Source organism: Paenibacillus agaridevorans, from assembly GCF_018604145.1.
GTDB lineage: Bacteria > Bacillota > Bacilli > Paenibacillales > Paenibacillaceae > Pristimantibacillus > Pristimantibacillus agaridevorans.
Window position 1 is genome coordinate 4,146,571 of sequence record NZ_CP075889.1, and the last position, 14,596, is coordinate 4,161,166.

Here is a 14,596-nt window from a genome sequence, read left to right on the forward strand (position 1 = left end):
CTCCGCCTCTTCTAGTTTTTATCCTTCGTTATTGTCCATGCTGTTCCGTCAGCCATTGCTGGAGACGCGTTGCGATTAGCGCAGCTTGCGCGCGGCTCAAAACGCCGTTTGTATTGAGATTACCGTTCGAGTCACCGCCGATAATGCCATGCTTGACGGCTAATGCGACGGATGCTCTTGCCCATTCCGGAACGCTGGATCCGTCTCCGTAGCGAGCCAGCAAACTCGCAATCTCCACTTCCGCCGGTCTTCCTTCGGCATCGTATCGCTCTAGCAGTCTTCCGATCATGGCCATGCCTTGCAGACGGGTCAGCGTCTGAGCGGGCGCATAACTTCCATCCTCCATGCCGGTAACCAAACCTAGCTTGCTTGCGATGCCGACGCTGCGGTTATACCAAGCATCGGAAGCCACGTCCGGGAAGGAAGCGTTCGACCCTTGCGTCATCAAGCCGGCTGCACGAAGCAACATCGTCGGGAACTCGGCGCGGGTTACGCGGCCGTTTGGATCGAATTTGCCTTGGCCTTTGCCCATGACAAGAAGCTTGGAGGCTGCTTCCCCGATTCCCGCTTTACCCCAGAAGTTGTCGGGAACATCGGAGAACTCCGTCGTTCCATCCAGGAAGTACAGACTTCCCAGTCCTGTCAGCGCGACGTCCGCATATGCCTTGCCGTTAACCATGACAAGCTCCCATGGCACCGGAGTCCAATTGCCATCAGCCGACACGAGCATAACGGAGGTCAATTCTCTCAGGCTAACGCCATTCGGAATCGCGACGCGAGACCAGCCTTGCCCCTCCCAGTCATCATCCTTCACGTTAATCGCTATGCTTACGCCAGCTCCCTTGCCCAATAGCTTCGCTTGCGCGGAGTTCGCGATAACGCCGGCATCGCGAATGCCTTCAATGCCGTTTGGCGTGATGGCAATATCTAGGTCTCCTTGCACCTTAAGCAACTGTTCCGCGCTAAGCGTCAACTTCGCTCCTGGAAGATCGATAACGACCGACTTTCCAGCCGCTGCGGTTGCTTGGACCACATCGCGTTCGACGCGGATCAAATACCCCGTGGACTTGGCGTTGTCGGAGCCGATACGCAGATCGCCATCGTTATCCTTGACATGCTCGGACTTAATGACCGCCGACAACATATCTCCGATCCACTGCGCTTCAACTTGCGCTCCGTTGATGGACAGGGAACCCGGCTCGACCGGTTCTTCGCCGCCCTCTTCGCCTTTTCCAGGACCGATCGGCCCAATTGGGCCACCTGGACCTCCCGGACCGAAACCGCCGCCCGGCGTCCAGACAAGCGCATTTATCGCATTCGAAGAAGAAACGGCTTTTTTATCCAAGGAAGTACGTTTGGCAACGATGATTTTGTCGCCCGACTTCGCTTCGATCGCCCCGCCTTCCGGCAACAGCGTCCAATTCGCGAGATCATCGCCGAATGCGGGTTTGGAAGGCGTCGCGCCATCCGAGAACAAACGGTAAACCAATTGATAGCCGAGCGTTTCGCCAGCATCCGTCACAACGACTCGAGTACGTCCACTCTGGCCATTAACCAGATTTGCGTAGGCAGAGACGGACTGAAGCGTAGTCGGCTCTACCTCTTGTACCTGAATCGGAAGGTAAGACGTTAATGTTACGTCCTCCGATACGCGATAGGATACCTCGACTAACGATGCTCCGGTGGAAAGACCAAGCGCGGAGCCATCTTCGTCAAGCAAGACGCTCTCTCCCGTCATTAAGCGGTATTCCAGCTTGGACAATTCACTGCCTTTGACCGCAACGGTTTTGAATAATTGCTTGCCGTCACCCGATCTGCCATCCGGATAACGTAGTCCGGCTTCGATCGCTTTCTCTTCGCCAGGGGCGACTGTCATGCTCCTGAGCACAAGACCGACCGGTACGGCAAACCCATCGTTGGTCACGTTGACGACAGCGCTGTTCTCGTTGCCTGCGCCATCTTTCGCCAAGAACGTCAGCGCGATGTTCGGCTCGGACGAATTGACCGGTACGTTGCCGCTGAAGCTGCCATCTTCCGCCGGACGGATCGTTACCCCTCCGACCGTCAAGACGGCGTCGTTGCTTGTCCTTCCTGCAACCCTTATCGTTCCGCTCGATGAACGGGCTCCCGTCTGTGGCTCCGTAATGTACAGAACAGGCGCTTCCGTATCCACGGTTACGTACAAGATCGTAATTCGTTTATCTTTGGTAACGGTGTTCCTCGCCATTAACTCTACTGCGTAGATACCATCAGCTTGGAAATGGTCGAAACTCAGCGTTCCTCTGCTTCCGCTGCCCGAATTCGTCAGCGCAGCGCTGCCGATCGTTTGCCCGTCGAATTTCGCCTCGATTTCGATGTTCGGCTGGTCGGAAACGATCGTAACGGTCTGTTTCGTCTGATTCGTCAACAGCTCCATCATCGGGCCGAACCCGGTATCGCTGGATAAACGAAGCCTCGGCTCCGCCGGCACGGGCAGGAGCGTCAGCGCGCTTGCCGTTGCCTCCGCGAAATGATAGTTCTCGTTTTTGTCGACCGACTTCGGAGGTTTCGTCGCGGAAGTGACGCCGACCATGTAACGAGTGCCGGTTTTCAGCCCCGTGAATTTGGCTTCTCCGTCCATTCCGGCGGATACTTCGGTCCAACCGCCGATCATAATGCCTTCATAGCGGCCGGTCGACGCGTTCCAATAAGACGCCAGTTCGCTTTCCGTAAAGAGCAATTCTCCGAAGTTCTCATACGGCGCCGACTTGCCATCCCGCATCGTTTCCGCATGAATGACATAGCTGTGTTCGTAGCCCTCATGTCCTTGCTTCTTCGCCGCAGGCTTGAAGGAAAGGGAGAACATGCCGTTCCCTGCCGGTTCCACGCGTACGTCGCTAACCGCGTTCGGAGCAAGCGGGTCAATAATTTCGAACTTCTGCGTGGAAGTCATCGTATCGAACGTCGCATAGGATTTCAGCTCGGCCCTTAAGTAGTAATCGCCTTGCTGCAATAAACCGCGTATATCCTCCGTATCGCCAAGGAGTTGTACCTTGGTCACGTCAATCGTATGACTGCCTCTGCCGCCGGTTCCAACGGGGAGGTCCTTCGCAATCAAAAGCCCTGGATCTCCAGGCTCCAGAATTTCTGCGGAATCCGCCCCCGGCTCTGACGTAGAGACGGAATCCTTGCTCAAATAAAGACTTACCGTGTCTCCGTCCTTGACGTTGCTCACGTTCCAGGAAGCATTAAACTTGTTGGAGTCGTTAGAATCGATAGCCAGATCTACGCTTGTCAACTCTGGAAGAGTCGGCACGGATAGAAGCTTGCTGTCGACAGGCGTCTCGGAAGTCAGCGTCCAAGTTCCCGTTGCTTTTGCTTGCGGCACGATAACATATAGCTTGCGGGAATCTACCCCGTCGCTTGCCTGTTTGGCAGGAATCCATTGCGTAAAGGCGTTGGCCGAAGGATCCGTATTATCGTTGTCGATGATGATCTGGTAAGGCTTCCCCGTACCGTCCTTAAGCGTCAGCTTCGGAAGCTCTGCCTGATCGTAAGTGATCTCGATCAAAGCGTTGCCGCCTACTTGCGTCATCGGAATCTGATGAGTCCGGCCGCCGTTGGTCGTCGTAATGCCGCCAATGCCGACGTTCATCGTGCCTTGGTCGATCATCGTGACGCCGTTGCCCAGTTCGCGATACACGATCTCTTGATTTTCTTGTTCAGGGGACAACCATGATGTTGCCACGGTCTCAATGCCCTGTCCGATTACCATAAGCTGCGAGCCCTTCTCGGGATCCTCGAGAATCATATGCATGAGTCCATCCGGCAAATCTTCGTTGGACGTACCGAACTCGACTCCGCCGCCCCAATAGTACGTAATGCCGAGGCTGATGAACAAAATGCCCACGCTGCCCCAGATTTTGTCGTTGTTAACGCCAAAGAATACGCTCGATAGCGGCATGCCGCCTACGATTGGAACGCTGCTCGGCACCTGAACCTTCGCGCCGATGAAGCCTTCAAAGTCGATTCTGTTCTTCTCCAGGTTCTGTCCGACGAATATGCCTGCTTTGCCGATAATGACATCCCAGCCCATAACGTCGACCTCGGCTCCGACCCGTACGAACCATGGAGTGACCCACTGGGCTTCAAGCAACGCCTCCGTAATCATCGGCATCAAGTCATCCCCATCTGGATTCGTGGAGAAGTCCAGCTTGCCCACAATCTTGATGCCGGTTCGTTTCAGCGTCAAGTCGATATCGCCAAAATTATATGCTGGAGCGATACCGAATCTCAGGGATACCCCGGCCTCCAGCGTCAGCGGGAACGGATCGTCCTTCGTACCGCCCGCGATCGTGTCGGCCAGCTCTCGAATCGCGCCGCGAATCGCCGTCAGATAAGTGGCGCCCGTAATCAATACGCCTGGTTTTGGAAGTGTCGAGCTGAAGCCGATCACATCCGGCAGAATTCGGCCGTCATCGACCTTCTTCAAGGCAAACTCGACTCCAACCTCCATCATATTACTGAGCTCGGCATTGAATTCCAGTCCGTAATAGTTGTTAATGCCCTCTACCTTCTGCTCGTAGTGGGTAATGTCAATCTGACCGCCTACGCCTTCCGCCTTGCTGTCTGGCTTAAGGAGACCCATCTCCTTGTCCAGCTCGAACTTCAGGCTGGCGTCAACGCCGACAAAGCCCTTGCTGTTAAAAATAACGTCCTTGATCTCCGCATCCACGACCTTGAACGAAATGCCCCCGCCGAACGAGATGCCGCCTTCGCGCAATATAAAGTCGTTGAACTTAAACGTAAATCCGCCAAGAGATAACGGCATCAAGGTGAACAAGGATTGACGGTTAAAGTACACGTCTTCGATCATAACCTGACGCATAGGGTTCAAACGGGAACCGATTGCGCCTTGTGCCCAAGCGAGAGAACCGTTAAGCGTATCATCCTCCGGATTGTCGTTCTCTTCTTCGTCTCCTTCTTCCTCTTCCTCTTCCTCTTCTTCTTCTTCCTCTTCTTCCTCATCTTCGCCTCGAGGCAAGCTCTTTTGGAAGCCGTTATAGAAGTCCAACGTCCATTCGCCGCGGTGGAATACAAAACCGCTGCCCGCTACGCTTAATGTACCGTCACCTTTGGCAAACAGCGTGTCCAGCAGAGGAATGTTCGGATATTTCGCGCCGAACACTTCCAGATTGCCCCTCGCGAATACAAGGTCCTTGCCTTGATAATTGACGGCATCATTGATAATGGCCGGTTCCGTAGATGTGTCGATGATAACCTGAAGATTCTCACCTTTGCCGATCTCGCGAACCATGCCCTGTATCGTAACCAGCGATTCCAGTTCGTCCCGGTCCTCGAAGAATTCTTCCATTTCTTCTTCGGATTCAAAAGACTTGTAATTGTAGATCGGGAATTCGCCGAATACGTCGTCGTTGTTTGTTTCGTCTACAAACAGATCGTCCACCTCGTGATCCGGGTCGATCACTCGGCTTTTTAAGGCCATAGCGGCCCAGGCCGGCACAAGCGCCAACTTGGCGTTGTACAAATCGGCTCCCGGCTTAAACGGTTTGTGGTACATGATTTCATTGATTTCTTCCAGCTCTTTTTCACTCATATTGGCAGATACGAATGACAAATCTACCAGATGTTTGTAGATAACTAGCAGGTTAGCGTTTCGGATACGAGCTTCGTCGTTTTCCGTAACCAGGAAGGTCTGGGACGTAACGATGTCGTATAGCGCGGCTACTTCCGCGTCGCCGCCTGCAATTCCTGTATAATCGATTTCCACTTTGTATTCCCCAAGCGGAAGTTCCGGACCAAGTCCTTCTTCGATGACGCCGCCATTGCCGTCAACGCGGTCGCCTCCGCGATAGGTGATGATCATATCACCCGTAGACCCGTCGTTGGTCGGTTGGATAACCACGGAGCTCTTGACGGGAACCTTGTAACGTTCTCCGGTTACGATCTCTTCGAAGAACAGATCAAAGCTCGGATCGGTATTATTGTCGCCCGTCTCATAAGCCTCAATGTTAGACATGTTAAGAGTAATATACTTCTCATCCGTCGAGAACGCTTCGTCCGGCGATAAGCCGTACACGTACGTCGCGCTTGCTTCCCCGATAGGAGGCAACAGGATAAAGTTTGCTTTGCTGGATTGATACTGAGCCATGATACCTTCATCTACTGGCTCAGCTACCTCATTGCCAGCCTTATCTTTAACAATTTTAACGGCATCCGGACGATCCGTAGCCAATTTGGCCATCGTCTCTTTACTGCTAACCGATAACATATATTGTTTGGTCGTCGGCCAAGGTCTTCCTTTGGCTTGCACCTTGTATGTTACCGTTATCGTGTCCCCTGGCTTGAATTTCGGTATGATACCTTGCTCCGCCTCTTCGAATGTCGGCGTCTTTTGTCTTGTAATATTTTTTGTTCGCACGTTTTCCAACTGCGCGCTGCCGTCGGGATTTCGTACGATATTGCCAAGCTCGTCAAGCCTTACGAAGCTTAAGCCGCTTTCCAATGTCATATCGATAATCATATTGGTATGTTCCATATTAAACGATGGCAGGTTCTCGATTTCCGCCGTAATGTCGAAGATCCCTTCGTTTGCATAGGCGCTAGCATCATCAAGTGTTGCAAGCTGCATTACGGGATCCATGTAACGGATCGAGAAAACCTTGTCGGGCGCTATAATCTCACCAAGACCATATACGGTTTCGAACGATTGTGTTCTACCGCTGGCTAGAGGCTCAGGCAACCAGTAGAAAGCTACTGCGGAGTCTGCACTCCCGTAATCGTTGGTATCGCGCGTGAAATCCAGGTTCCGATTAACCTGGTAATCCCACTTGGTGTTCGCCAGTCCGTTCCAATGGCCCACGATCATCTCGTCCACGATGTTGGTCGCGTTCTCGGAGAAGTTATTGAAGCCGTAAGCAATTACATTGGTCGCCAAAGGGTTCGTGTAATCCAGCTTATCTCGCATGACCCAATATGCCGGTATCTTGTTATTGGCGATATCCTCAGTCGGAACGCCGATAGCAGCTGGATCATGCACGAGCCTATGTTCTACAGTTAGCGGCGATTTGTATATGGTTCCATTCTGGAATTCCGGACCATCCTTGCCCGCTACCATTGTGTCAAGCAGGATCCTGGTTCCCACCTCCACTTGGGCGCCGCTGCGGTTCGATACTTCGTAACGCACGTTTACATTGCCCGCGTTTTTGAGATCGGCCGAATTGGAGTACAACATTAGAATTTGTTTGATCTGTACGCCTTTAATGGACCAGATCGTCTCGATCTGCTGCGTGCCGTTCGTATTCGTTACAATTCTCGGCTTCGTCGTTTCAGAGAAGAAATTCACTCCGAATTTATATGGATTACCGAAAATATAATCTGTGCCGTCAATTCGGAACGTCGTGAACGACGTCTCTGGATCGTCTCCGCGGAACAACATATTGACATTATCGTCGTTCTTGCGAATCGGCTGACCGTCTACCGTGCGAATGCCGAAGCGGCCTGTGGCGTTGTCCACGGTTATCTTGATATAACCGTTGGACAACTGCGTATTATTTGGCGCAACTGCCGCCTCGATAGCATACGTGATCGCGCCGCCATGCGTAGTGATGAATAAAACGAATACGAGCGATGCGATCAGAATTTTTTTGACTAACTTCACCTTGGCACCTCCAGCCATTCTTTCTTACTTGACCGAGCTAACGAAGAACGTCGCGAATTCGCGTTCGCGCTCCTGCGTGCGGACGATAATCGTATACCAGCCCGCTTTCGGGAATTCCACCGCGAAGCTTTTGGAAACAAGCTCATCGTAGGTAAGCTTCGTCGCTATCGTCTTCAACTGTCCTTCTCTGTACAGACCGGATTGGTACAGAACATCGAACGTGCCCCATTCGTTGATCATATCGGTTCCGCCAACGTTCATGCGGTTGAATCCGCTAATCGTGAACGTCAGTTTGTTGGAATCGAACAACGCTGTCTGACCTAGAGACGATGAGATCAACATGCCGTTAGCAAAAATCAGAAGTCCATCGCCATTGACGACATACACTTCTTGCGTTACGGAAGAGGAGTTTCCTACTTCGTCGGTAGCTGTATAAGTAATCTTTTTGTGTCCGAGGGTGCTCAGATCCAGCTCTGTGACGGTTACAGTCACATTCGCAGCTTCGGAAACATTGTCGCTGACCGTGTATCCGCCCAGATCGACCTTCGCATCAAAGTTCGCCTTGTTTCTGACGACCCCGGCAAATGGCTGCGACAACGTGATGGACGGTGGCGTATTATCCAATCCTTCAATCTTGACTGCTAATTTGTTTGTCTGTCCAAGAATATCCGTCAATGGCACTACGATTGATCCATTGCCTTCGATTATGCGAGTTAACGTATACTTCCCTTCGTTATCGCTAATCAAGTTCGTATATTCGCCAGCTACGTTCAATGCTGGCTTAACTCCGCTGAATACAAGATTATCCGGCATGGTCTCGCCGCTAATCGACAACTGGACCTTGCCTTTCGCATAACGTTTGCCACCGATCGTTTTAATCATGCTCTCCGGCAAAGGAACTCCATTCACGTCCACGAACGTCGTCTCTACGCTAGCAGGAATCGGAGCGGATTCAACAACGTGATTAATGGTGTCGCTCACTATAGTCGTATTGCCGAAGCTATCGCTTACCGTAAACGAGTAAGTGCCGTTTTTGTTCGTTACAATTGAGGACTGACCGCCGACCACGTTAAAATCCTTTCCTTGCGGATCGCTTTTCTCCACCGTCAGTATCACTCCGGAAGCCAAGCGCACATTTCCGTTTTCCCCCAATATCGTACCGAAGGAGACGTTAGATCCTGCTTGTCCTTCGTATGTGCGTACAATCCGAACGCTCGGAGCGGTCTTGTCGATATTCGATACCGTCGCTACGGCCATCGCTTCGTTGCCCGCTTCGTCGGCAAACCGGAAAGTAAATGAACCATTATCCGTAAACGTGTAGGTATTGCGTCCATTGTTGTTCAGAACCCGCACGGCTTCATTACTTTCGAGCTTGACAACGGCATTGCCGTTCGTAGGCGTCACGCTCATGTAGTAGATGCTTCCCACAGGAGGCGTATCGTCGATGTTGTCGACGACTACGTAGAGCTTGTCAGTCCGTGAAGTATCGCCAAGATCAGTAAGATCGAAGGCATAATAGCCATTTGCCCTGACCTTGAAAGTATTGCCGCGCTGTTCGACTCCGGATGGCGGATTATCCGCTGCCGGCTTGACTCGAACGCCGAGCGGCGGCGTAATTTGAATGTCCACTCCAGTGGAGGATTTGACCGGCTTGGTGTTGCCAAGCTTCGCAAGCGCGTAAACAGGCTCCCGGTCAGGCAATTCCCCGATGATCAGGTCTTGTAGATCTCCGCTCGGACCGCCATTCTTTCTGAATTTAAGTTGAATTTTCAGAAGTGTCGTATTGTCGGTTGGCAGCTCGACCGATACAAAATTCGTATAAGGCTGCCATCTGGACCAGATTGTCCCACCATCGGCAGAGATCGAGTATTCATATCCGCGTTTATCAGGCGAATCCAGATCTAGCTTTATGATGCCGGTATAACCATCGTTCGAATCTCCGTAGAGATGAATCAGATTAGACTTTCCACCTGACGGAATCTCGGAGTTATCCATCGCTAACGCGAATAGTCCCGTAGAGGTAATCGTCATATTTCCTGCCGCGTCCGCGGCATATGCGAATAAGCGGAAATTCACGGTTTCGCCCGGTGCGATAAGGCCTTCGGCATCAATCTCGACTAGACCCGAAGCTGGCAGGTCCAGCCATGCGCCAGAGAGTGCATCGGGATCGGCGCTTCCCTCTTTAACCCATTGATATTTACGAATGTTGATTGCAGCACGGCCCGCTTCCTCGGCCACGGCAACAGTCACTTCATGCTTCTGCTGCGGATAAGGCACGGCCGTGCGGCTAAATCCAACCGTTGGCGGCTGGTTGTCAAAGTAATAAGACTTGGCGAACGTATATAGTCGGCTTCCGTCGCCAGGGTCGGCAACGACATGAACGTATACCATGCCGTTCAAAGCCGGATCGATCGGCAAGACGTAACCGTACTCGCCGCCAGCTACCGGCGCAGTTACGGATTCCGAATCGCCTGCTTCTCGGATGATGATTGGTTCTACCGTCGTGTAAGCCCCATCGTTGGTCGGACGGGCAACGCTGGAAGTAACGGCATACTTGACGTTAGCCGGAACAATGCCGCTGAGATAAAATTCCACTAGATGCGTGTTTACGTAATTTGGGTCCGAAGCCGGCAAGAATGCGGATCGGACCGTGGACGTGGAATCAATCGTAATCGACTGATCCAGCGGCACTGTTACTTCGTTGCCCGCTTGGTCGGATGATTTCACGAATAGCGTGTAGTTCCCGTCCTCATAGACTTGGTTCAGCGTTGAAATCGTTGCGATACCGCTGCCGTTCGGCGTTAAAGCCTGCCAGCTTGCGTCGCTTGGTTGCTCGTCTGTTTTGACGAATTGGAAGGCTGCATCCCGAAGTCCGCTATGGGGATCCTCAAGCCGAACGGTGATAACGGCTTCCGCCGTCGAATTGCCGGCAATATCCGTAAACGATACTTCCGGTACGCGATTATCAAGCAAAAATGGCGTCATGCCGTATTGCCAGTTGGAATCGTCTTGCTTGAAATCGTCCAAACTCCAAACATCCAGATCGGCGTAATCGCCGACCGCTGCGAGCGCTTTTGCATCCGCATAAATAATTTTGTCGGGTTCGGAACCGTCGCGTTCGTCCTTCCAAGCCTGATATTGATCAGGATGGTCGGCGATATAGGTTTTCATCTTTGCATACTGCGCAAGCTCCCTTGCGGAATCCCACGTCATGTCTGCTGTCCATGCATGCATATACCAGACGCCGCTGTTTTCGGGGAGCAATGCTTCCGACGGCGGAGCAATCATGCTTGTTTTGTTGTTGACGACCGCCAAATTCAAGTCCGCATATTCGCTCGGATACAAATCCTCGCGCGGCTGTTTTCCCGTAAGCGAGAAGCGCTTAAGCGCGGCATACTCGTCGATCCCCTTGTCTCCGAACGGATTGGCTTGGCTTTGGCTCCACACGTAGTAAACCAAACCAACCGACGGCGCTGCTTCCCCCGTCATGTTAGACGGCCTGTATATACCGCGGCTCGGAAGCACAGTAGGCATCTCGATCCCCGGAATAGTCGGCTCGAGAGGAGGCACCTTGATAACGGGATCGTCTGCCGCGATCGTCACCTTGCCGTTCTTACGGTACGTATTTGCCGTCGCTCCCTCATCCTCGAAGAAGAAACCGATCGTTGGCGACGTGTTGTCGATCATCAAGTTCGCCCAATCGATGGTTGAGTCCATATAAGACGTATCGCCGTCGACATGATTTCCTTTGTAATTCGCCGGTTGGAACAGCAGGTTGCCCGCATAATCCTGAACGACCAGCGTATCCGTAGGCTTGTTGTCATGCGCTAGCATAATGACTTTGAGGAGCGGCGTCTCCAGATTAATATCGTCTGTCAACGTCGTGCTGAACAACCAGGTTTTCGTTCCCACGCCTGTTCCCGGACTTGCCTTATAGTAGGCTTTCATGCCGTTATTAAATTGAAGGAACATTCCGGCGGGGTCCCATGAAGAGGTATGGTTGCGCCAGGCGGTAACCTCTTCCGTGAATTGAACTGCAAAATCGATCGTATCATTGTCGTTGACCGTAACTCCGGTCAGTATCTCAGGTTGAATTCCGTTGCTCGTTTTTGAATATTTCGGACGAACCGCATCAACAATGACGCGGAAACCGCTGCTGTTAAAGTTAAATGGGTCGTTTAAGTTTTTCCCCCGAAGATGTTGATCGCTAGCGCTATCCGGCCTAATATCCACATAATTAATGATTGCGCCGTTACCGGCCGCATCAATGAATTCCGCTTCCTTTAGCTTTTCTCCAAGCGGCATTCCGTTATTTGCATCGGTTGTGTCGCTAATCGCGGGCTCCAACGGCAAATTGCCACTGGTATGGTAACGAGTACCCGTATAGTTGTATGTAATCGATTTATAATATTTTTTTAAACTGTTTTCCGTACTGTCATATTGCTGGTTAATCAGATATTGCTGTTGCCCCTGCGCAGGCAACCCCGTCCCGTCTTCGTTAACAAATAATTCGTGACGCAGGAAAGCGTCCGTAGCCGGGGGCAATACATTGCCGGTCTTTGGTATAATACCGAAAGGACGAACGGGCTCGCTGAACTGATAAGTCAAATTAATGTACTCATTTTCTTTGACATATAGTTCTTGTTGACCCGTATTAGGATTGGTTCTTTGCAGACCGTTGCCGCTAAACGTATAGGCATCAATAACTGGGGCCGTTGTATCCTCAAACTCCACGTACATCCCTTCAACGCCGGTCGGCTTGCTTCCGAGATGATCACGTACCCCTAAAACCCGTATCTTGATTACGGTGTCTTGAGTAATGGCGGCCGTCAGACTTCGACCACCAACACCGCCATGCCAAGCTTCTTCTTCAATCTTCGCCACTTCCTTGTTGCCATGGAACACCTTCATATATGCATAGGTTCCTTGGAAGTCCTTGTCTAAAAATTGACTTTCCTCTGCCCACAGCAAGTGCGCCCAGCCCATCTTTACCTTGGCCTGACCGCTCGCGGCAAGCTGTCTAAGCGTTTCATTCTCGCTAACCCTGATTTCCAGATTGATCCATTCATCCTTGGTTACTCGGATCTCTCCTCCCCCAAGTCCAACTATATTCGCATTGTGCAAATCATAGCTGAAGCCCGAAACGTTGCGTCCTGGGAAATTGGCGAGCATGTTGCCTGGGTCTTCAGACTGATTGCCTATCAAGGCATTACCTACCAAAACAGCCACATCCGGGATATTGTCCTTTACCGCAGCACTCACTTGTGAGATAGGCCACAACGACAAGACCAGACTAATCGCCAGCAGGATCGATATTCCTTTCCTGCTCTTCTGCATCAATCTCAACGCCGACATTCCATTTCTCCTTCTTCCATTTCGACAGGATTTGCTAGATCCGGACGAAATTCGATTTTTTTTAAAAGTATATCAGTGCGCGTTGAACACATACTGAACAAATGATGGTCATACAGACCCAATTCACGCATACTCATGGTCTTTTGGACTATTCTTTTTTCAAAACTTTAAATAAGTTTTTGTCGAACTGGTATGGTGTAAGGAATTTGATAATCAGAGTTGTCTGGTAGAAGGAGCCATATATGCTGGTTTGTTGAATACGATATACTGAACTCGTGCAATCGTGGTGTTCAGAATATGTTTATTGGCCTCGTGTATGATAGAAGTAGAGAACGTCAAAAAATGTCGATAACGCCAATATTGTAGGGAAATGGCTCGAAGCTTTGGTGTTGAAAAGGTGGAATTCACGATGCTTTTTATTTTATGGAACGCACTCGGCGGCCTACTGTTTATAATGTGCTTATGGCTTAGCTTTCGCATGATGAGAGGCTCCAAATACGAGCAAGAAGAGGTTAAGCCTCGTCACAAAGACATCGCCTGACTATTGAACTATTCATTCAACCTTCCAACACCCAGTTACTTCCTCGTTTTTCCGACTTCACTTTTACTCCCGCTTTCTATCTAAATCGAATAAAATCACCTTCTCCTCGTCGATTATTCTCGTGGATCTTTTTTTCGTTCTACCTCTGCCGCTTGCAATCCCCAACCTTTGTTCAGTTGTGTCCTCCACCCTCAAACCTTTATAGTAAAAGAATCACTATTACAGCTAACAGTTAGGAGATTCACGATATGCCCGAATACAGACCGCAGCCCACGCAACATCTCCAGCCTTCTGGCCCATGGCCGCCGCCGCATCGTCGCAGTACCAGAGGAAAAAGCAGGAGAATTCGCAATTGGCTGGTTCTTCTCTTCCTATTGATGTTTGTTCCCTCCATGCTTGCAGTCCGCACAGACGAACTCGGCAGAATACTGCCGTTTATACAGAAAGACGCACCGACCGTCATGGGTCTTCATCCCATCGTATTAGCCAAGAGCAACGAGCTTGTGGAAGAAAGCGCAAAAATCGGCATCGAAATTCTTATTACCGACGACTTCAGAAGCCATGCCGATCAGGATACGCTGTTTGAGCAGGGGAGAACGGCAAAAGGTCCCGTCGTCACTCATGCACGCGGTGGCGAGTCTTATCACAACTACGGACTCGCGATCGATTTTGCTTTGAAGACAAAGAAAGGACAGGTCATCTGGGATATGGAATATGACGGAAATAGAAATGGGGAACCAGACTGGCTTGAGGTCGTAAACATAGCAAAGGGGCTGGGGTTCAGCTGGGGCGGCGACTGGAAGGGCTTCAAGGACTATCCTCACCTGCAGATGGATTTCGGTTATTCGATCAGCGAGCTGCAGCGAGGGTATCGTCCGTAAAGCCTATAAAATCCCTCAAAAAATACTAGTTCAAAAAGTCCGGTTTTCAGCACCGAGAAGATTGAATGAAAGTAGAAACTGAGGAGCGGAGCGTAGTGGAGGCTACGTGAGCACCGGAAGTTTCGCTTGAATTCAAGATTCGATGTCGATTTTGCTTCG

3 protein-coding genes are annotated in these 14,596 nt (G+C 51.2%); 1 reads left to right on the forward strand and 2 read right to left on the reverse strand.

Annotated features, from left to right (window positions below; translation table 11 throughout):
- Positions 1-28: 28 nt before the first annotated feature.
- Both KJW29_RS17375 and KJW29_RS17380 read right to left on the reverse strand, forming a co-directional pair.
- Positions 29-7,660, reverse strand: coding sequence for an S-layer homology domain-containing protein (locus tag KJW29_RS17375; protein ID WP_214630723.1), 7,632 nt, complete (start codon positions 7,658-7,660; stop codon positions 29-31).
- Positions 7,661-7,684: 24 nt separating this feature from the next.
- Positions 7,685-13,015, reverse strand: a complete 5,331-nt coding sequence (locus KJW29_RS17380) for a DUF5011 domain-containing protein (protein ID WP_214630724.1) — start codon at positions 13,013-13,015, stop codon at positions 7,685-7,687.
- Positions 13,016-13,804: 789 nt separating this feature from the next.
- Between KJW29_RS17380 and KJW29_RS17385 the strand changes: the two genes are divergently transcribed.
- On the forward strand, positions 13,805-14,437 hold the full coding sequence (locus tag KJW29_RS17385) for a M15 family metallopeptidase (RefSeq protein WP_246608759.1): 633 nt from the start codon (positions 13,805-13,807) through the stop codon (positions 14,435-14,437).
- Positions 14,438-14,596 lie beyond the last annotated feature (159 nt).